This is a genomic window from Pseudomonas sp. C2B4, assembly GCF_013359695.1.
Taxonomy (GTDB): Bacteria; Pseudomonadota; Gammaproteobacteria; order Pseudomonadales; family Pseudomonadaceae; genus Aquipseudomonas.
The window spans coordinates 62991-82939 of record NZ_JABFMU010000022.1 but is presented as its reverse complement, the minus strand read 5'-3'; the positions used below and the strand labels follow the sequence as shown (position 1 = coordinate 82939).

Genomic DNA, 19949 nt, shown 5'->3' with positions numbered 1-19949 from the left:
TATCGCCCTTAAGAGGTGTCCGGAATTATTAGGCCAGTTCAGGCTCGCTCCCACAAGGAGAAGCCGCCCATGTTATGGTGCGCCCCCTCCGTATTCCTTGTGTATTACCCAGCATGTTCGAGTTATCTCGCCCTTTGCGCCTGACGCTCTATACCTTGGTGATCATCGCCGGTGCCGCCATCGCTGCGACCCTGGCCATGCGTCACACGGTGCGCCAATCCCTGGTCGAAGACGCAGCCCGCGCCAATCAGCAATTGGCGCTGTACGCCACTTCACTGCATACCCTGATCGAACGCTATCGCGCCCTGCCCTCGGTGCTGGCGCTGGACCCGCAACTGCGCGACGCGCTCAAAGGTCCGGTCAGCCCCGAGCAACAGGACCTGCTGAACCGAAAACTGGAAAAAATAAACGGCGCCGCCGAATCCTCGACCCTGGAGCTGCTTGATCGCACCGGCCTTGCCGTGGCCGCGAGCAACTGGCGTTTGCCCAGCAGTTACGTCGGCCACAACTACGGCTTCCGCCCCTATTTCAACCAGACCCGCACCCAGGGCACCGGCCGGTTTTATGCCGTGGGGGTGACCAGCGGCATCCCGGGTTACTTCCTGTCCAGTGCCGTGACCAACGACGACGGGCAGTTCCTGGGCGCCATGGTGGTGAAACTGGAGTTTCCGGAACTGGAGCGCGAATGGCGCCAGGGTAACGACACGCTGCTGGTCAGTGACGCCCGAGGCATCATCTTCATCGCCAACCAGCCCGGCTGGCGTTATCGCCACTTGAAACCGCTGAGCGACAGTGATCACACCGAACTCAAGACCACCCGCCAGTACGACAAACAGCCCCTGACGCCCCTTGAATACCAATCGCTGCGCCGCTTCGACGACAACAGTGACCTGGCGCGGGTCAATGGCCCGGACGGCATGACCGACTACCTGTGGGAATCCCTGCCACTGGCCGCCGAAGGCTGGACGTTGCATCTGCTGCGCCGACCGCAGGTCGCCTTCGAAGACAGCCGTAACGCCGCACTTGCCGCCGCCGGGTTGTGGCTGACCCTGGTGTTTCTGTTGCTGTTTCTCAACCAGCGCTGGCGCTTGGCCAAGTTGCGTCAGCGCAGTCGCGAAGAGCTTGAACAACTGGTGGAAGAGCGCACCCGCGACCTGCGCACCGCCCAGGACAGTCTGGTGCAATCGGCCAAGCTCGCCGCCCTCGGGCAGATGTCGGCCGCCTTGGCCCACGAGATCAATCAGCCCCTGACTGCACAACGCATGCAACTGGCCACCTTGCGCCTGCTGCTTGAGCACGGCCGGGTCGACGAGGCCTACAAGGCGCTCAAACCGGTGGATGACATGCTGACGCGCATGGCCGCCCTCACCGGCCACCTGAAAACCTTCGCCCGCAAAAGCCCCAGCGGCTTGCGCGAACGACTGGATCTGGCGGTGGTGGTGGACCAGTCGCTGCATCTGCTCGACACCCGGTTGCGTGACGAACAGGTCAGCACGGTGCTGCACCTGACACGCCCGGCCTGGGTGCGCGGCGATGCGATTCGCCTGGAGCAAGTGCTGATCAACCTGCTGCGCAATGCCCTGGATGCGATGCAGGACAAACCCTGCAAGCGCCTGGAAATTCGTCTCGAAGCCGAAGAACAACTGTGGCGATTGAGCGTCATTGACAACGGCAGTGGCATCGCCGAAGAAAACCTGCCCAAGGTGTTCGATCCGTTTTTCACCACCAAACCGGTGGGTGATGGCCTGGGTATCGGCCTGGCGGTTTCTTTCGCTATCGTTCACGAATCGGGGGGGCGCCTGACGGCCGATAATCATGCCAATGGCGCGGTATTCACCCTGACCTTGCCCATCGATCTGGAGACCCCTGGCTCATGTTGAATTCAGTGATGGTGGTCGACGACGAAAGCAGTATCCGCAGCGCCGTGGAGCAATGGCTGAGCCTGTCGGGATTCGACGTGCAGCTGTTCAGCCGTGCCGACGAGTGCCTGGCGCAACTGCCGAAGCATTATGCCGGGGTGATACTCAGCGATGTGCGCATGCCCGGCATGACCGGGCTGGAGTTGTTGGCCGAGGTGCAGCGGCGCGATGCCGACCTGCCGGTGATCCTGCTGACCGGCCATGGCGATGTGCCGATGGCCGTCGATGCCATGCGCGATGGCGCCTACGATTTCCTGGAGAAGCCCTTCAGCCCGGAAACCCTGCTTGGCAGCCTGCGCCGTGCGTTGGACAAGCGTCGTCTGGTCCTGGAAAACCGCGCCCTGCACGAACAGGCCGACAACCGCGCCAAACTCGATGCCACGCTGCTCGGCGTATCCCGTGGCCTGCAAACCTTGCGCGGGCAGGTGCTGGACCTGGCGGCACTGCCGGTCAACGTGCTGATCCGCGGCGAAACCGGCAGCGGCAAGGAGCTCGTTGCCCGTTGCCTGCACGACTTCGGGCCACGTGCCGATAAACCCTTTGTCGCCTTGAACTGCGCGGCCATCCCGGAGCAACTGTTTGAAGCCGAACTGTTCGGCCATGAAAGTGGCGCCTTCACCGGTGCCCAGGGCAAACGCATCGGCAAGCTCGAGTACGCTGACGGCGGCACACTGTTTCTCGATGAGATCGAAAGCATGCCCCTGGCGCAGCAGGTGAAATTGCTGCGGGTGTTGCAAGAACAGAAGCTGGAACGCCTGGGCTCGAACCAGAGCATCCGCGTGGATTTGCGCATCATCGCCGCGACCAAACCGGATCTGCTCGAGGAAGCGCGGGCCGGACGTTTTCGCGAAGACCTGGCCTATCGCCTGACCGTCGCCGAGCTGCGTCTGCCACCGTTGCGCGACCGCCGCGAAGACATTCCATTGCTGTACGAATCCTTCGCCCGCAACGCCGCCGAGCGTCTGGGCCGATCCTTTTCCCCCTTGAGCGGCCCGCAGTTGAGCCATCTGCTGAGCCACGACTGGCCGGGCAATGTGCGCGAACTGGCGAACATGGCCGAACGCCAGGTCCTGGGGCTTGGCGAGCCTGTTCCGGCGGGCATCGAGCCCGGGCAGTCACTGGCGGCGCAACAGGAAGCCTTCGAAGCGCAGTGCCTGCGCGCGGCATTGACCCGGCATAAAGGTGATGTGAAAGCCGTGCTGGAGGAACTGCAACTGCCGCGTCGTACCTTCAATGAAAAGATGCAGCGGCATGGATTGAGTCGGGAGATGTTCCTCTCTGAATCCTGATTTTTGCAGTGTTTGATCTGACCTCTTCGCGGGCAAGCCCGCTCCCACAGTAGTTCTGTGTACGCCAGTCCATTGTGGGAGCGAGCCTGCTCGCGAAGAGGCCGGTGTAAACAATAGGGATACCCATCTGAATGAGCGATTTTCCGCTCGCGCACACCATTCAATAAGCGGATTTCCGCTCATGAAAATCGGAAAACCCCTCTAAACCGGCCCTCTCCCTCTTGGCACAGCTCCTGCTATAGCTCCCGCAGGCTGCGTCTAATCGCGCTCCACAAAAACAATTAAACGAAGGATCCTTCAATGGATAACTCCAATACCCTGCCCCTTGGGTCGGCTGCCGTGTCGGCCAAACCCAGAACCACTGCCAGTCGCATCAAATCGATTTTCAGCGGCTCTGTCGGCAACATGGTCGAGTGGTATGACTGGTATGTCTATGCCGCCTTCTCCCTGTACTTCGCCAAGACTTTCTTCCCCAAGGGCGACACTACCGCCCAACTGCTGAACACGGCAGCGATCTTCGCCGTTGGCTTCCTGATGCGCCCGATCGGCGGCTGGCTGATGGGCCTGTACGCCGACAAAGTCGGGCGCAAAAAAGCCCTGATGGCCTCGGTGTATCTGATGTGCTTCGGCTCCCTGCTGATCGCCCTCAGCCCGAGCTATGAAACCATCGGCATCGGCGCTCCGATCCTGCTGGTGTTCGCCCGCTTGCTGCAGGGCCTGTCGGTCGGCGGCGAATACGGCACCTCCGCCACTTACCTCAGCGAGATGGCAACCAAGGAACGTCGCGGTTTCTACTCCAGTTTCCAGTATGTGACCCTGATCTCCGGCCAGCTCATAGCTTTGGCCGTGCTGATCGTGCTGCAACAACTGCTGACCACCGAAGAACTGTACGCCTGGGGCTGGCGCATCCCGTTCGCCATCGGCGCGCTGTGTGCCGTGGTCGCGCTGTACCTGCGTCGCGGCATGGAAGAAACCGAGTCCTTCACCAAGAAGGAAAAGGCCAAGGAAAGCGCCATGCGCACCTTGATGCGTCACCCGAAGGAACTGCTGACCGTGGTCGGCCTGACCATGGGCGGCACCCTGGCGTTCTACACCTACACCACCTACATGCAGAAATACCTGGTGAACACCGTCGGCATGAGCATTTCCGACTCCACCACCATTTCCGCCGCCACCCTGTTCCTGTTCATGTGCCTGCAACCGATTATCGGCGGCCTGTCGGACAAGATCGGCCGTCGTCCGATCCTGATCGCCTTTGGCGTACTGGGCACGATTTTCACCGTGCCGATCCTCACCACCCTGCACACCATCACGACCTGGTGGGGCGCGTTCTTCCTGATCATGGCAGCGCTGATCATCGTCAGCGGCTACACCTCGATCAACGCGGTGGTCAAAGCCGAACTGTTCCCGACCGAAATCCGCGCCCTGGGCGTGGGCCTGCCGTACGCACTGACCGTATCGATCTTCGGCGGCACCGCTGAATACATCGCCCTGTGGTTCAAGAGCATCGGCATGGAAACCGGTTACTACTGGTATGTCACCGCGTGCATTGCCGTGTCGTTGCTGGTGTACATCACCATGAAGGACACCCGTAAGCATTCGCGGATCGTCACCGACTAAGTCCACCAGCGTTACACCAGAAGGGGCAGTCCGTCGGGGTCTGCCCCTTTTCCGTTTTAGCGTCGCATGAAAAATCCTTCATCCCCCTGAAAGACAGATTAATCACGAGTTAATGCTCGCCCCCCATTCTGAACCTGCCAAATCGATCAGCTGTTTGCGCTCACTCGGACCTTGAAAGCGAAAAAGTTCGACGACGTTAACATCTACTTAATCGATTATTTTTAGCATTATTTTGCGCTTTTTAATCAGTTTAATTGGCGTAGCATGAATCCCATGCCCAAGACGCAAACGCCAAAGAACCTGGAGAAATGAAGATGAAAACCAAACTGTTCCTCGCCCTGGCCCTGACCGTACTGACCGCCAACACGTTCGCCGCTGACGGTTTCGACCGCACTGGCTCCGCTGTCGCGGCAGACGGCTATGACCGCACCGGTTCCGCCACCGTCGCTGAAGATGGCTACGGCCGTACTGGCGGCGCCACTTTTGCCGAAGATGGCTACGACCGTACTGGCGGCGCCACTGTTGCCGAAGACGGCTACGATCGCACCGGCGGCGCCACTGTTGCCGAAGATGGTTACGATCGCACCGGCGGCGCTTCTGTCAGCTAACCCCCAATGGCGGCACCACAGCCCGGCTTCGGCCGGGCTTAGTCATTTCTGGGGCACCAGAAATATCCGCAATGGTCACGGAACCCATGTGGGAGCGGGCTTGCCCGCGAATGCGTCGGCACATCCAGCATCAATGCGACTGATACACCGCTTTCGCGAGCAAGCCCGCTCCCACACAGGTATTTCATCCGACTGGAAATCGGCGGCCCGCCCTAGCACTATGGCTCTCCTTCGATTCAAGCCTTCAGGAAGACTGGCCCATGCCCGACGACATCCACTATTACGAACCCGCCAACGGCCACGGCCTGCCCCACGATCCGTTCAACGCGATCGTCGGCCCGCGTCCCATCGGCTGGATCTCTTCACAGGATGCCGAGGGCCGCTTGAACCTGGCGCCTTATAGCTTCTTCAACGCCTTCAACTACATTCCGCCGATCATTGGGTTTTCCAGCATCGGGCGCAAAGACAGCCTGAACAACATCGAACAAACCGGTGAATTCGCCTGGAACCTGGCCACCCGCCCGCTGGCCGAGCAAATGAACCAGAGCTGCGCCAACGTAGGGCCGGAGGTCAACGAGTTCGAACTGGCCGGGCTGAGCACCGTCGCCTCGAAAATCATTTCGGTGCCACGGGTCGCCGAAAGTCCGGTCTCCTTCGAGTGCAAGGTCACGCAGATCATTCAGTTGCAGCGGGCGGACGGCAATGTGGTGCCGAGCTGGCTGATTCTGGGCGAAGTGGTCGCCGTGCATATCGCCAAGTGGCTGTTGAAGGATGGGGTGTACGACACCGCCGCGGCAGAACCGATTCTGCGCGGCGGCGGGCCGGCGGATTACTTCCAGCTGGGGCCTGAGGCGTTGTTCAAGATGTACCGCCCGGGGGCAGTGAGATAGTTACCAGATCAGTTCGCCGTCTTCGCCAACACCCTTGAGATGGGTCAGCTGCAGGGCGGCGGCTTCATCCGCTTCTTTGGCGGTCTTGAAAGTCTGCTCTTCCAGCAGCTTGTTGAAGCGTGGCGCACCGGCCCCGCCGATGGCTTTGGTGGCGATTGCCGCGTAATACCCGCCTTCGCGGGGGACTACGGCCGATACTGCTTCGAAGGTTTCAAAGGCTTTGCGTGCCATGTCGCGCATCCTGGCTAGTTGAGAATGCTGCCATTAAACCCTCAACCGGCCAGTTTGTGTACCGCTGCCCCGGACTGGCCGAGGGCCTGCGCCGCCGACACTTCCTTGAAGGTGTGGAAATCCAGGCTGTTGACCACCAACTCCTGCACCAGCTCGGCAAAAACCTCCATGGCCGGGGTACCGAAATAAGCGTTCATGGCCTGTTGATTGACCCAGAAACCGGACACCAGCCACAACTCGGGATCGCATTGCGAGTGCTGCAAGGCAAAGTTCAGGCAGCCTGGCGCGGCACGAGACGGCTCGATCAGCGCACTCAGGCGCACGCCCAGCTCTTGAGAACGCCCGGCGCGTGCCCGAACAAAGGCCATATGACTGACGGGGATCTGCTTCGACATGTTCAACCCTCCCGGGGAGTCGCGTGGCAGCCAGGGACGGGCTGCGACAGGATCCAAGGTTAAGGGCCGATGCGCCTGTGTCGTTAGTCGATTCCTGCCGCTGCGTTGCACGATCCTGCGAGACTGCACGGGCAGCCTGTAACAATGTGTAAAACGCAGGCACCGTTCCGCCGTACGAGTTTCAAGCAAGTTTGCTCGTCTGCGTCTTGTGTTAGCGGGGTAACACCGCCACCCCGTGCAGAATCAGGCAAGCATCAGGCAGGATGTGTCTACCGCTGTCGCTTGCACAAACTTAAGCTTGGCCCATTGTCCATGCGTTTACGAGGATGCCTTGCATGTCGTCGCTCGATCACTTTCCACACCCGCTGCAAGCCCCCCTGGATGCCGAGATGGAAAAACAGCGCGCGGAACTGGCGGCGATCATTCGGCGCAACACCGCCGAAGATGGCAGTTATGCCACCGCTGTCGACTCGCTGTTCATGTCGCGCCACAGCCAGAATCACGAGTTCGCCCCGGTGCTCGCGCAACCGGCGTTGTGCATCATGGCCCAGGGCCGCAAGGAAGTTCGCCTGGCCGACGAGTACTTCAATTACGACCCGCTGAATTACCTGGTGGTTTCGGTCTCGATGCCACTGAGCGGTCGAGTCGTGAACGTGTCGGCCGAAGAACCGATCCTGGCCGTGCGGCTGGACATCGACCCGGCGGAAATCACCGCATTGATTGCCGACGCCGGCCCCATCGGCGTGCCGACCCGGCCGACCGGGCGCGGGCTGTATGTGGAACGTATCGACACGGCGATGCTCGATGCGGTGCTGCGCCTGGCGCGCTTGCTCGATACACCGAAAGACATTGCGATGCTCGCGCCGCTGATTCGCCGGGAAATCCTCTATCGCCTGCTGCGCAGCCAGCAAGGCCATCGTTTGTACGAAATAGCCATTGCCAATAGCCAGAGCCATCGCATCAGTCAGGCAATCAAATGGCTCAACGGCAACTTTGAACAACCGTTGCGCATCGATGACTTGGCGAAGGAAGTGAACCTGAGCGTGTCGACGCTGCATCACCGCTTCAAGGCGATGACGGCGATGAGCCCGTTGCAGTATCAGAAGCAACTGCGCCTGCAGGAGGCGCGGCGCTTGATGCTGGCCGAGGGGCTGGAGGCTTCGGCGGCGGGGTATCGGGTCGGCTATGAAAGCCCTTCGCAATTCAGCCGGGAGTACAGCCGGTTGTTCGGGGCGCCGCCGTTGAGGGATTTGGCGAGGTTGAGGTTGAGTGTTTAGCTGAAATTTGTATGGGTTTCCCGGCCCTCTTCGCGAGCAGGCTCGCTCCCACAGTGGTTTTGCGTACACCTATCCATTGTGGGAGCGAGCCTGCTCGCGAAGGGGCCAGCAAGTCAGGCGCCGAGCACCCGGCAAGCCTCGGCCGGAAGGGTCACCGACACCGGATGCCCAATGCTCAACCCAATCCCCTGACACGGCGTGCTCAACGCCGTAAACGACACCCCGGAACACTCCACCGTCGTCTCGATGGTCGCGCCGATATCACGCACAAACGTCACCTTGCCCAGCAAGCGGTTGCCCGCCGTCGCCTGCGGTGCCGACAGTTGCAGGTCTTCAGGGCGAATCAGCATCTTCACCTTCTCCCCCACCACAATGCTGCTGCAGATCGGCACTTCCAGCGCATCGCCGCCCGGCAGGCTGACCTTGCCGTTGCCCAGCGCCGTGGCCGGGAAGATGTTGCCCGAGCCGATGAAGTCCGCGACGAATTCGTTGGCCGGGTGGCGGTAGATCTCGATCGGCGTGCCCACCTGTTGCACCCGGTGCTCACCCAATACGACGACGATATCGGCCATGGTCATGGCCTCGCGCTGGTCGTGGGTCACCATGATGGTGGTGATGTTCAGGCGCTGTTGCAGTTGGCGGATTTCCACCTGCATCGACTCGCGCAGCTTGGCATCCAGCGCCGACAAGGGCTCATCCAGCAGGAGGATTTTCGGGTGGCTGGCAATCGCCCGGGCAATCGCCACGCGCTGACGTTGCCCACCGGACAGTTTGGCCACCGGGCGATTGATCATCGGTTGCAGCTGGATCAGTTCCAATAGCTCCACCACCCGCGCCTGCTGATCAGCCTTGCTGACCCCACGCAGCTTCAGTGGATAGGCAATGTTCTCGCCCACGGTCATGTGCGGGAACAGCGCCAGGGACTGGAACACCATGCCGAAATTGCGCAGGTGTGCCGGGGTGTGGCCAATGTCTTCACCGTCCAGGCGAATCTCGCCACCGGTCAGGGTTTCAAGCCCCGCGATCATTCGCAGCAGGGTGGTTTTGCCGCAGCCCGAAGGGCCGAGGAAACACACCAGTTTGCCTTCGGGCAAATGCAGGTTCACATCCTTTACCGCGCAGGCCGAGCCGTAATGTTTCTCGACGTTTTCCAGAATCAGACCAGACATAAATCACCTCAAGAAATCAGAACGAAACGCCACCTTCACCAACCAGCTTCTCCAGCGCCCAGATCAGGACGAAGTCGATCAGCACGATCAGCACGGCAAACGAAAATACGGTTGGGTCGAGCGAAGACACGGTGCGGCTGTACATCCAGATCGGCACGGTCATCACGTCGATGGTGTAGAGGAAATAGGTCACGGTGAATTCGTTGAACGAGACGATGAACGCCAGCAGCATGCCCGCCAGGATCCCCGACTTCATCAACGGCACCACCACGTCGACAATCGCCCGCAGCGGTGAGGCGCCGAGCATTTGCGCGGCCTCTTCGACTTCGCTGCCGATGGACAGCATGGCCGCCGTGCAGTTTTTCACCACGAACGGCAAGGCGAGGATCACGTGAGCGATCACCAGGCGCGAGGTGGTCATGTGAAACGGCAGGCTGTCGAACACCAGCAGCAACGCCAGGCCCAGCACCACCATCGGGAACACCAGCGGCAGCGACATCAGTTGCAGTGCCACGGCCTTGCCGCGGAACTCGCAACGGGTCAGCGCGTAAGCCGCGGGCACCGCGATCAATGTGGCGAAGATCATGGTCAGGCACGACACCAGCAGGCTGGTGGCCATGGCCTGGCCGAGGCTCAGCACGTCGCTGGCGTCCGGCGACACGAAGGTGTGCCACGCGGCCTTGTACCACTGCAGGCTGTAGCTGCTGGGCGGGAAGTCGAGGTTCGACGCACCGCTGAAGGACATGACGATCATGGTCAGGATCGGCAACACCGCCAACAGCAGGATGAATCCGGAGAGGATACCGGCGAACTTGCCGGTGTCCCCCGGCAGCAGCGACTGGCGCTTCTTGATCAGGGTACTCATTGCGAAGCCTCCAGCATGCGCCGACGACGGCCGGTGATGTATTCGGACAAAGTCATGATCGCGAGCGTGGTGACAATCAGCACCACACCGGCGGCAGACGCGGCGGGCCAGTTCATCAGCGGAGCGATCTGGTCATGCACCATCACCGCCAGCATCGGCACGCGACGGCCGCCAAGTAGCAAAGGCACCACAAAGCTGCTGGCGTTGTAGGCGAACACCAGGGTCGCACCGGTGATGATTCCCGGCAGACTCATCGGCAACACCACTTGGCGGAACACCTGCAAGCGACTGGCGCCCAGGGTGGCGGCCGCTTCTTCGTAGCTGCGGGCGACGCCGCGCATGGCGCTGGCAATCGGCAGCACGGCCAGCGGGAAGGCGGTTTGCACCAGGCCCATCAACACGCCGTTCTGGTTGTACAGGAGCATGATCGGGCGCTTGATCAGGCCCAGGCCCATCAGCGTCTGGTTAAGCATGCCGCCCGGGCCGAGGATCACCAGCCAGCCGTAGCTTTGCAGCAGCAGGTTGACCAGCAATGGCAGCAGCACCGCGGCGAGGAAAATCCGACGCACGAACGGCGAAGTCAGGCGCGACATGGTGTAGGCCACCGGAATCGCCAGCACCACGGCGATCACCGCACTGATCAGCGCCAGACGCAGGGTCAGCATCAGGGATTTGAGGTAGTAGGGTTCCAGCAATTGGGCATAACTGGCCAGGCTGAACCCGGACCATTCCGCGCCCTTGGTGCCCACGCTCATGCGCAGTACCAGCAGGCTGGCGGCAATCAATACACCCAGAAACAGCATCGACGGCGTGAGGAAAAACCAGGCACGCGTCGTCGGCGAAACACCCCGATCGGCGCGCACGGGGGCGGCACTCACCGGATGGGTCAGAGGTTGGTGTTCCATAGCAAGGGTCTCGTCAATGGAAAGCAGCTGGCAAACACAGTGAACTCATACCACCCCAATCCCTTGTAGGAGTGAGCCTGCTCGCGATGGCGATCTGTCAGCTGACATTGATGGTGAATGTCAGTGTGCTATCGCGAGCAGGCTCACTCCTACAGGGATCTTCGGTGTTTGAAGGGCTTGTGTTCGTCACTCAATCAGGAAGAAAAGATTTCCGTGTAACGACGAATCCATTGGTCATGCACGGTGGCCAGGAAGGCGTTGTCGTGCATGATCGCCTTCTCGGAGATCTGCTCCGGCGTAAGGATGTACGGGCTCTTGCGCGCTTCGGCGGAGATGATCGCCTTGGCGTTGACCGGACCGTTGTAGATGTCTTCGGCCATCTTGCCCTGCACCAGCGGGTCCAGAGAGTGGTTGATGAAGGCGTAGGCCAGATCGGTATCGCCTGGACGGTTCTTTGGCATCACCGAGAGCATCAGGTCGGTGTAGAAACCTTCCTTCATGCCGAAGGTCGCGCCCAGGCCGTAGTTCGGATCGCGGATCTGTTTCGGGAAGAAGGCCGGTGCGTACAGGCCGCCCATGTCCAGGGAACCGGTGCGGAACAGCTCGGCGATCTGGTTCGGGTTTTCCCCCAGGGTCACTACGCGATCCTTGAGCTCGGCGAGCTTCTTGAAGCCCGGCTCAATGTTGTGCTCGTCACCACCGGCCAGTTTGGCGGCGATGATGATCAGGTCCATGGCCTCGGTCCAGTTCGGCGGCGGCAGGAAGATGTTCGGCGACAGGTCGGCGTCCCACAGGGCGGCGTAGCTGGTCGGCGCTTCCTTGATGGTGCGGGTGCTGTAGACCAGGCTGTTGCACCAGAGCAGGTAACCGATACCGTGGCCATTGGCGCCGGTGCGGTATTTCTCCGGTACATCGACCAGGTTGGGAATGCGGTTGAGGTCGGGTTTTTCCAGCAGGTTGGCAGCGGCCAGACCTTCGGCGCCGACGCCTGCCAGGGTGATGATGTCGTACTGCGGACGATCACCGCCGGCCTTGAGTTTGGCGACCATTTCCGAGGTACTGCCGGTGCGGTCGGCGATGACTTTGCAGCCGTACTTGTCTTCGAACGTCGCAGCGATGTTGCGCAGTGCGGCCAGGCCGGTGTCATCGGACCAGGTCAGCAGGCGCAGGGTCTTGCCTTGGAAGCGGGTATCACTGGCGTTGGCCTTGACGAACGGCAGGCTCATGGCCGCCGCGGCAACCGAGGCTACGCCCACGGTCTTGATGAATTGACGTCTGTTCAGATCGTGCTCGCCCATTACGGACTCCCATTATTTTTGTAAGTATGAGACTGGTAGCAACCGTGCAACTGCGCGGCCCTGTAAGCGTCAAACCCTTGTATTCACGGGGCTTGAGCTGTGCCGACGGGTTCATCCTGAGGTCGTGCAAAACACCTGACTATCGAAAAAAACTCATTGGAGCCATGACATCAACGCATGCCTCAACACGAGGCATGCGCTCACCTTTTTCGTGCCGTCAGACGGCGCGAATCACGTGTTTGATTTCCTGGAAAGCCTGCAAGCCCCACGGCCCCAATTCGCGGCCGATGCTGCTCTGTTTGTAGCCACCCCAGGCGGTCTGCGGGAAGATCACCTGCGGCGCATTGATCCACACAAGCCCCGCCTGCAAGGCGTTGGCGACGCGATCCGCCGTTTCGGCATTGCGCGTGACGACGCTGGCGACCAGACCGAATTGACTGTCGTTGGCCAGGGCAATGGCTTCGGCTTCCGAGGCAAATCGGCGCACGCAGATCACCGGGCCGAAAATCTCTTCGCACCACAGCGCACTGTCGAGGGGCACGTCGGTGAAAATGGTCGGCTGCAAAAAATATCCGCGCGGCAGATCCGCCGGACGATTTCCGCCGCAAACCAACCTGGCGCCTGCGCTCAAACCCCGATCGATGTGGCCGAGCACACGCTGGTATTGCGCCTGATTGACCAGCGCGCCCATCTCCACGTTCGGGTCGAACGGGTCGGCCACGCGAATCGCTTCGGCGCGAACCTTCAAACGGGACAGGAATTCATCGGCCAGTTCATCGGCGACCAGCACGCGGCTGGTGGCGGAACACATTTGCCCGGCGTTGAAGAAACCACCACCGCAAGCCACTTCCACCGCCAGCTCGATATCGGCATCGGCCAATACCAGCAGCGATGATTTGCCACCCAGTTCCAGGCTGACGCCTTTGACGGTTTCCGCTGCGCGTTGCATGACCTGCACGCCCACCGCATTGCTGCCTGTGAAGGAAATCTTGGCGATGCGCGGGTCCGCCGACAGTGGTGCGCCAACAGCCAGGCCGGTGCCGCACACCACGTTGAACACACCGGCAGGCAGACCGGCGTCAGCAATGATCGCCGCCAGTTCCAGTTCCGGCAGTGGCGTCACTTCCGAAGGTTTGAGCACGACGCAGCAACCGGCGGCCAGGGCCGGGGCGAGTTTCCACGCGGTGGTGACCATCGGGAAATTCCACGGCACGATCAGGCCAACCACGCCGCACGGCTCGCGACGCAGACGAGCGCTGAAGTCGTCGCTCGGCAACTCAACGGCACTGTCCTGTTTCGCGTCCAGGCCTTCCGCCAGGCCCGCGTAGTATTCGAAGGTGGCGATCACGTCATCGACGTCGATGGCCGCTTCGAACTGTGGCTTGCCGTTGTTGCTCGATTGCAAGTGCATCAACTGCTCACGGCCGGCCTGCACGCCTGCGGCGATCTTGCGCAGGATCGCGCCGCGCTCGGCACCCGTGGTTTTCGACCAATCGACGAACGCTCGGGTCGCCGCGCCGACGGCCTGATCGACCGCTTGCTCATCACCGCCCACGACGGTGGTCAGGAGCGCTTCGGTCGCAGGGTTGATCACGCGCAGATGTTCGTTGCCAGCCGACCATTTACCGTCGATGAACAGACCGTCGAGGGTTGTTGGAAACGTCATTTCGACACCGCCTGGGTCCACAGGGTCTGGTCGATTTCGATCAGGGTCGGGCCCTGGCGATCAGTCGCGACACGCAGTGCGCTGCGCAGTTGCTCGACATCGCTGACCGCTTCGGCGGCGCAGCCCAGGGCCTTGGCGACACCGATGAAGTCCGGGGTGTAAATGTCGACGCCGACCGGCTCGATGGCGCGGTTGACCATGTATTTCTTGATCTCTTCGTAGCCCTGGTTATTCCACAGCAGCACGATGACCGGGGTCTGCGCTTCAACGGCGCTGGCCAATTCCGGCAGGGTGAACTGCAGGCCACCGTCGCCGATCAGGCACACCACGGGCGGACGTGCACCGCCTTCGACACTGCCGCCGAGCCAGGCGCCAATCGCCGCCGGCAAGGCATAACCGAGAGTGCCGTAGCCGGTGGACGAGTTGAACCAGCGACGCGGACGCTCCGGGTTGAACGTCAGGTTGCCGGTGTACACCGGTTGGGTCGAATCACCGACGAAGGCGGCGTCCGGCAGTTCGTGCAACACGGTTTCCAGGAAGCGTGTCTGGGCCAGGGTCGGAACGTCCCAAGTGGCGGCCAGTTCTTCGCGCAGGCGAGCGGCACGTACCTGGCCCCAATCGTTGCGGCGTTCGGCCAGGGATTTGTGCGACAACGCACTGAGCAAGGCCTGGGCGGCGTTGCGCGAGTCAGCCACCAGGGCGACGTGCGGCGGGTAGTTGCGCACGGTCTGGTCCGGGTCGATGTCGACACGCAGCAGCTTGCCAGGAATCTCGAAACCACCTTTGAAGGTGACGTCATAGTCGGTCTCGGCCAGTTCAGTGCCGATGGCCAATACCACGTCGGCTTCGGCGACCAGCGCACGGGTCGCGACCAGGCTCTGGGTCGAACCGATCAGCAGCGGGTGAGCGGATTCGAGCATGCCTTTGGCATTGATGGTCAGCGCGACTGGGGCGTCGAGCAGTTCGGCCAGTTCGGTCAGCTCGGCGGCGGCATCGATGGCGCCGCCACCGGCCAGGATCAATGGACGCTTGGCGCCGGCCAGCAGTTCGGTCATGCGGCTCACGGCGGTCGGTGCGGCACCGGCGCGGTCGATGTTGACCGGGACGCTGGCGAGCAGCTCATCGGCTTCTTCAACCAATACGTCCAACGGAATTTCGATGTGCACCGGACGCGGACGACCGGCCTGGAACAGCGCAAAGGCGCGGGCCAGCACGCCCGGCAGTTCGGACGCCGACATCAGGGTGTGGGAAAACGCCGCCACGCCGCCGACCAGCGCGCTCTGGTTTGGCAGCTCATGCAGCTTGCCGCGACCGCCACCCAGCTGGTTGCGGGTCTGCACGCTGGAGATCACCAGCATCGGGATCGAATCGGCGTAGGCCTGGCCCATCGCGGTGGTGATGTTGGTCATGCCAGGGCCGGTGATGATGAAGCACACACCCGGCTTGCCGCTCGTGCGGGCGTAACCGTCGGCCATGAAGCCGGCGCCCTGCTCGTGGCGCGGGGTGACGTGGTTGATGCTCGAACGGGCCAGCCCGCGATACAGCTCCACGGTATGAACACCCGGAATGCCGAATACCTGCTCGACTCCGTAACCTTCGAGTAACTTGACCAATACTTCGCCACACGTCGCCATGTCATTGCCCTTCTTGTTCGTTTGAGACGCCGGGCCTGCGCTGTGTTTATGATGGATTCGCAGGTCCAGGGATGGCCTCATTGGAACGGGCGACACGTAGCCGCAACAATGGATAAAAAGTCATACTAGCCATGTCCTCACGTCATACCTTGGATCCCAATGAAACGACTGCCTCCCCTGCCGGCGCTGCACACTTTTCTGATCACCGCGCAGTGCTGCAACTTCACCCGGGCCGCCGAGCAGCTGCACATCACCCAGGGCGCGGTGAGCCGACAGATCGCCGGTCTGGAAGATCATCTGGGTTATGAATTGTTCATCCGCCAGGCCCGGGGCCTGGACCTGACCGCCGAGGGCCGGGAGTGGCTGCCACGGGTCCAGCAGATTTTCGGCCTGATCGACGAGGCGGTGGAGCAGATCGGCGAGAAGCGCGAAACCCTGCAACTCAAGGCACCGACCTGCGTCATGCGCTGGCTGTTGCCACGGCTGCTGCAATGGCAAAGAGAGCGGCCAGACGTTCCGGTGGAGCTGACTACCACGGTCAAGCACGGCGTGGATTTTCATCTCGAGCAATTCGACGCGGCGGTGATGTATGGGGCGCCGCCGGACAGTGCGCTGGCCTCCTGGCACCTGTTCGACGAGCAACTGACGCCGGTCTGTTCGCGCCCCATGCTGGAAGGCCCCATGGCCTTGCAGACGCCTGCGGACCTGCAACAACATTTGCTGCTGCACCCGACCCGCGATGAACGGGACTGGAAGGCCTGGTTGAAAGCCGCGGATTTGCATTTGAGCAATGTCGCCAAGGGGCAGCATTTCGAAACCCTGGATCTGGCGATGTCGATGGCGTCCCAGGGCACCGGGGTGGCGATTGGCGACTGGTCGTTGATTGGCGATGACCTGAGTGCCGGGCGGCTGGTCATGCCCTTCGAATTGAAGGTGAAAACGGGGCTGGCGTATTACCTGGTTTTCCCGGAGAAACCCGCGCCTTCGCCGAAGTTGCGCGAGTTGATGGGGTGGTTGGTGGAGCAGGCGCAATCGCGCTGAGCCCGCACGCTTGATGCTTAACCTGTGGGAGCGAGCCTGCTCGCGAAAGCGGCCTGACAGTCGACATCGCTGTTGAATGTAAGTCCGTCTTCGCGAGCAGGCTCGCTCCCACAGGGGATCTGCTTGTTCAATACCCGACGGTAAACCGCTGCCGCGAATGCTTCGGAGCCTCCACTTCGTCGAGCATCGCAATCGCATAATCGGCGAACGTGATCCAGCTACGCCCCGCGCTGCTCACCAGCAAATCATCCTTGCCGACCCGAAAAGTCCCCGTACGCTCGCCTTCGACAAACTCCGCCGACGGCGACAGGAAGGTCCAGTCCAACGACTTTTCCTGACGCAGATTCTCCAGGAACTCGGCACCCGCGCCCGCCTCTGCCTTGTACTCCGCCGGGAAGCCTGCGCTATCGATCACCCGGGTACCGTCCGGCAACAACAGAGAACCGGCACCGCCCACCACCAGCAGGCGTTTGACCCCGGCCTGCTTCACCGGCCCGATGACGGCACTGGCAGGCAGCGTCGCGAAATGCGCCGCGCTGATCACCACGTCATGGCCGGCAATTGCCGCTTGCAACGCGGCGGCATCCAGCGCATCGACAGCCTTGCTCACCACACCGTCTCGCGCGCCGATCCTTGAGGTGTCACGAGCAATGGCGGTGACGCTGTGACCGCGACGCAGGGCTTCTTCCAGCAGTTGGCTACCGGCACGACCGGTGGCACCGATGATTGCGATTTTGCTCATAGCGTTCTCCAGTTGGATTGGGTCAGTCATTGCAAATCTCGAAGGCGAAAGAGCTTTTGTGGCGAGGGGATTTATCCCCGTTGGGCTGCGAAGCAGCCCCAGCATTTCAACGTCAAACCGCATGCAATGATTTGACGACTGCTTCGCAGCCGAGCGGGGATAAATCCCCTCGCCACAGATGAATCCCCTCGCCACGGATAAATTCATTCACCCCACTTCATCTCGCCCTTGGCGATCTTGGCGCTCAGCTCCAGCGAGCTTTCCTCGCCCAGTGTCGGGTAACGTTTTTTCATCGCGGCGATCAATCCGGCGGAATCCTTGGCCTTGGCAGTTTCTTCGTCGAAGGCCTTGATGTAATCCGAGGTGAACTGCACGGCGGCCAGGGATCGAGCACTCTCGCCGAGGTAGTGACCCGGGACGATGGTGTCCGGTTTCAGGGTTTCGATGGCATGCAGCGTAGCCAGCCAATCGGCATGGGACTGCGGAGTCTGGGTGTCGGCCATCCACACATGGATGTTTTCCGCCACGACCACCCCACCAACCACGGCCTTGATCGACGGAATCCAGACGAAACTGCGATCCGGTTGTTTGCCTTGCAGGCCGACCACCTGCAATTTCTGCCCTTCAAGGATCAGGCTGTCGCCCTTGAGCACGTCCGGCACGATGGTTTTGGCCGGCGCGTCAGCCCCCAGCTTCGGCCCCCAGAACGCCCGCTTACCGTCGACGGTTTGCTTGATGTGATCAACGGTCGGCTGCGAGGCGAGCACCTTGGCCTTGGGGAATGCGGCGGTCAGGGTGTCGAGGCCGAAGTAGTAATCCGGGTCACCGTGGCTGATGTAGATGGTGGTCAGTTGCTTGCCACTGGCGCGGATTTTTTCCACCACCTGTTCGGCTTGGGATTTGCCGAATTGCGCATCCACCAGGATCGCGTCTTTCTCACCGCTGACCAGCACCGAGGTCACCGGGAAAATCGCCTTGTCGCCGGGGTTGTAGACGTCCAGCGTCAGCGTCGATGCGTTGGCCTGTGCGGCAAAAGCGAGGGAGGCAGCCAGGAAAATACGCTTGATCATTATTCACACCGTTTTCTGAATGGAAAGCCCGCCCCCTGTGGGAGCGAACCTGCTCGCGATGGTCGCAAGGGCAACGCGTTCAACCCTGTCTGTACGCGTTATCGTTGAAGACCTTCGCGAGCAGGCTCGCTCCCACAGAAGAACAGAAGGCCGAGCAGGCATGGGCACAGAGCTTAGTTGCCTGGTTCAGTACAAAAAATGCGATGCTGAGACATAGTTTGTTTCTGAAATCGGGCAAATCATGGATCGTCTACAAGCAATGCGGGTATTCGTCACGGTGGTCGACCTCGGCAGCCAGTCGGCCGCCGCCGATCATCTGGAGCTGTCACGGCCGGTGGTTTCGCGGTATCTGGCGGAACTGGAAGACTGGGTCGGCGCGCGCCTGATGCACCGCACCACCCGCAAGTTGAGCCTGACTGCCGCCGGCAGCGAAACCCTGCCCCGTTGTCGGCAGATGCTGGAACTGTGCAACGACCTGCAAGCCGCCGTCAGCGAGCCGGACGAAGCGCCGCGCGGTCTGCTGCGTATCAGCGTCAGCACTTCGTTCGGCCAGGCACAACTGGCTGATGCCATGGCGGCGTACGTCAAGCGCTACCCCGGCGTCAGCATCGATATGCAGATGCTCGACCGCACGGTGAACCTGGTGGATGAACGCATCGACCTGGCCATCCGCACCAGCAACGACCTGGACCCGAACCTGATCGCCCGGCGACTGACCGTCTGTCGTTCGGTGATTTGCGCTTCCCCCGCCTACCTGCGCGAGCATCCAGTACCGAAGCGGGTCGAAGACCTGAGCCAGCACAACTGCCTGACCCACTCCTACTTCGGCAAAAGCCTCTGGCATTTCGAACAGGATGGCGAACAGGTGTCGGTGCCGGTGCAAGGCAACATCAGCGCCAACGAAGCCAGCACGCTGTTGCGCGCGGCGATGGCCGGCGCCGGGGTGGCCATGCTGCCCACCTATCAGGCCGGTGTGCACATCCACAGCGGCGAACTGGTTCGCCTGCTGCCCCAGGCCGAACCGCGGCAGATGAACGTGTACGCGGTCTACGCCTCGCGCAAACACATGCCGGCGGCGTTGCGCAGCCTGCTGGATTTTCTGGTGGTGAGGTTTCCCGAAGAGCCCGCGTGGGATATTGGCCTGTAACCGCAATTCCCTGTGGGAGCGAGCCTGCTCGCGAAGGGGCCGCTACATTCAACGATGATGTTGCCTGATCCACCGCTTTCGCGAGCAGGCTCACTCCCACATTGGGAAACATCAGTGTTCTGAATGTCATGGCAGATGCACGGCCCGGTTTGCTGGCAACTCACCGGCGCTGACCTATGCTCA

18 protein-coding genes are annotated in these 19949 nt (G+C 61.4%); 8 read left to right on the top strand and 10 right to left on the bottom strand.

Annotated elements, in window-relative coordinates:
- The first annotated feature begins 113 nt into the window (after positions 1-113).
- The 5 genes from HNQ83_RS16100 to HNQ83_RS16080 all read left to right on the top strand — a co-directional run bounded on the left by HNQ83_RS16100 (position 114) and on the right by HNQ83_RS16080 (position 6326).
- Positions 114-1880 (top strand): ATP-binding protein, encoded by a 1767-nt coding sequence (locus HNQ83_RS16100; RefSeq protein ID WP_175389876.1) that lies wholly within the window; start codon positions 114-116, stop codon positions 1878-1880.
- Positions 1874-3208 (top strand): sigma-54 dependent transcriptional regulator, encoded by a 1335-nt coding sequence (locus tag HNQ83_RS16095; protein WP_175389875.1) that lies wholly within the window; start codon positions 1874-1876, stop codon positions 3206-3208. The genes HNQ83_RS16100 and HNQ83_RS16095 overlap by 7 nt, the downstream gene beginning before the upstream one ends.
- A gap of 300 nt (positions 3209-3508) precedes the next feature.
- Positions 3509-4828 carry an MFS transporter gene (locus tag HNQ83_RS16090; RefSeq protein WP_175389874.1) on the top strand — a complete coding sequence of 440 codons (1320 nt, stop codon included), beginning with the start codon at positions 3509-3511 and terminating at the stop codon, positions 4826-4828.
- Positions 4829-5142: 314 nt separating this feature from the next.
- Positions 5143-5436 (top strand): hypothetical protein, encoded by a 294-nt coding sequence (locus HNQ83_RS16085; RefSeq protein WP_175389873.1) that lies wholly within the window; start codon positions 5143-5145, stop codon positions 5434-5436.
- Positions 5437-5696: 260 nt separating this feature from the next.
- Entirely contained in the window at positions 5697-6326 is a 630-nt protein-coding gene (locus HNQ83_RS16080) for a flavin reductase family protein (RefSeq protein WP_175389872.1), read from the top strand.
- Here HNQ83_RS16080 and HNQ83_RS16075 read toward each other — a convergent pair whose 3' ends face one another.
- Together HNQ83_RS16075 and HNQ83_RS16070 are read right to left on the bottom strand one after the other, a co-directional pair.
- Complete coding sequence (locus tag HNQ83_RS16075) at positions 6327-6557, bottom strand: hypothetical protein (protein WP_095193129.1); 231 nt, start codon at positions 6555-6557, stop codon at positions 6327-6329. It abuts the gene before it with no gap.
- A gap of 41 nt (positions 6558-6598) precedes the next feature.
- Entirely contained in the window at positions 6599-6952 is a 354-nt protein-coding gene (locus HNQ83_RS16070; protein WP_175389871.1) for a putative quinol monooxygenase, read from the bottom strand.
- 335 nt (positions 6953-7287) lie between these two features.
- Here HNQ83_RS16070 and HNQ83_RS16065 point away from each other — a divergent pair, with 335 nt between their 5' ends.
- Complete coding sequence (locus HNQ83_RS16065) at positions 7288-8229, top strand: AraC family transcriptional regulator (protein ID WP_175389870.1); 942 nt, start codon at positions 7288-7290, stop codon at positions 8227-8229.
- Between the two features lie 113 nt (positions 8230-8342).
- On the opposite strand, the gene HNQ83_RS16060 is transcribed toward HNQ83_RS16065, so the two are convergent.
- The 6 genes from HNQ83_RS16060 to HNQ83_RS16035 form a co-directional block, all read right to left on the bottom strand.
- Positions 8343-9398: an ABC transporter ATP-binding protein gene (locus HNQ83_RS16060; RefSeq protein ID WP_175389869.1), complete on the bottom strand. Its 1056-nt coding sequence runs from the start codon at positions 9396-9398 to the stop codon at positions 8343-8345.
- A gap of 16 nt (positions 9399-9414) precedes the next feature.
- Positions 9415-10263, bottom strand: coding sequence for an ABC transporter permease (locus tag HNQ83_RS16055; RefSeq protein WP_175389868.1), 849 nt, complete (start codon positions 10261-10263; stop codon positions 9415-9417).
- Positions 10260-11168, bottom strand: coding sequence for an ABC transporter permease (locus tag HNQ83_RS16050; RefSeq protein WP_175389867.1), 909 nt, complete (start codon positions 11166-11168; stop codon positions 10260-10262). Before HNQ83_RS16050 ends, HNQ83_RS16055 begins: the two co-directional genes overlap by 4 nt.
- Before the next feature lie 194 nt (positions 11169-11362).
- The gene (locus HNQ83_RS16045) at positions 11363-12466 is read right to left on the bottom strand and encodes an ABC transporter substrate-binding protein (protein ID WP_175389866.1); all 1104 of its coding nucleotides are present in this window, start codon (positions 12464-12466) and stop codon (positions 11363-11365) included.
- Positions 12467-12683: 217 nt separating this feature from the next.
- Positions 12684-14132, bottom strand: coding sequence for an aldehyde dehydrogenase family protein (locus HNQ83_RS16040; RefSeq protein WP_175389865.1), 1449 nt, complete (start codon positions 14130-14132; stop codon positions 12684-12686).
- Positions 14129-15766, bottom strand: a complete 1638-nt coding sequence (locus tag HNQ83_RS16035; protein ID WP_175389864.1) for a 5-guanidino-2-oxopentanoate decarboxylase — start codon at positions 15764-15766, stop codon at positions 14129-14131. The genes HNQ83_RS16040 and HNQ83_RS16035 overlap by 4 nt, the downstream gene beginning before the upstream one ends.
- A gap of 159 nt (positions 15767-15925) precedes the next feature.
- Between HNQ83_RS16035 and HNQ83_RS16030 the strand changes: the two genes are divergently transcribed.
- A complete protein-coding gene (locus tag HNQ83_RS16030; protein WP_175389863.1) occupies positions 15926-16807 on the top strand; it encodes a LysR substrate-binding domain-containing protein in 882 nt (293 codons plus the stop codon).
- A 127-nt stretch (positions 16808-16934) separates the two neighbouring features.
- On the opposite strand, the gene HNQ83_RS16025 is transcribed toward HNQ83_RS16030, so the two are convergent.
- Complete coding sequence (locus HNQ83_RS16025) at positions 16935-17549, bottom strand: NAD(P)-dependent oxidoreductase (protein ID WP_175389862.1); 615 nt, start codon at positions 17547-17549, stop codon at positions 16935-16937.
- A 203-nt stretch (positions 17550-17752) separates the two neighbouring features.
- Positions 17753-18619 (bottom strand): MBL fold metallo-hydrolase, encoded by an 867-nt coding sequence (locus tag HNQ83_RS16020; RefSeq protein WP_175389861.1) that lies wholly within the window; start codon positions 18617-18619, stop codon positions 17753-17755.
- A gap of 241 nt (positions 18620-18860) precedes the next feature.
- On the opposite strand from HNQ83_RS16020, the gene HNQ83_RS16015 reads away from it, so the two are divergent.
- Positions 18861-19766, top strand: a complete 906-nt coding sequence (locus tag HNQ83_RS16015; protein ID WP_218585539.1) for a LysR family transcriptional regulator — start codon at positions 18861-18863, stop codon at positions 19764-19766.
- The last annotated feature ends 183 nt before the right edge of the window (positions 19767-19949 follow it).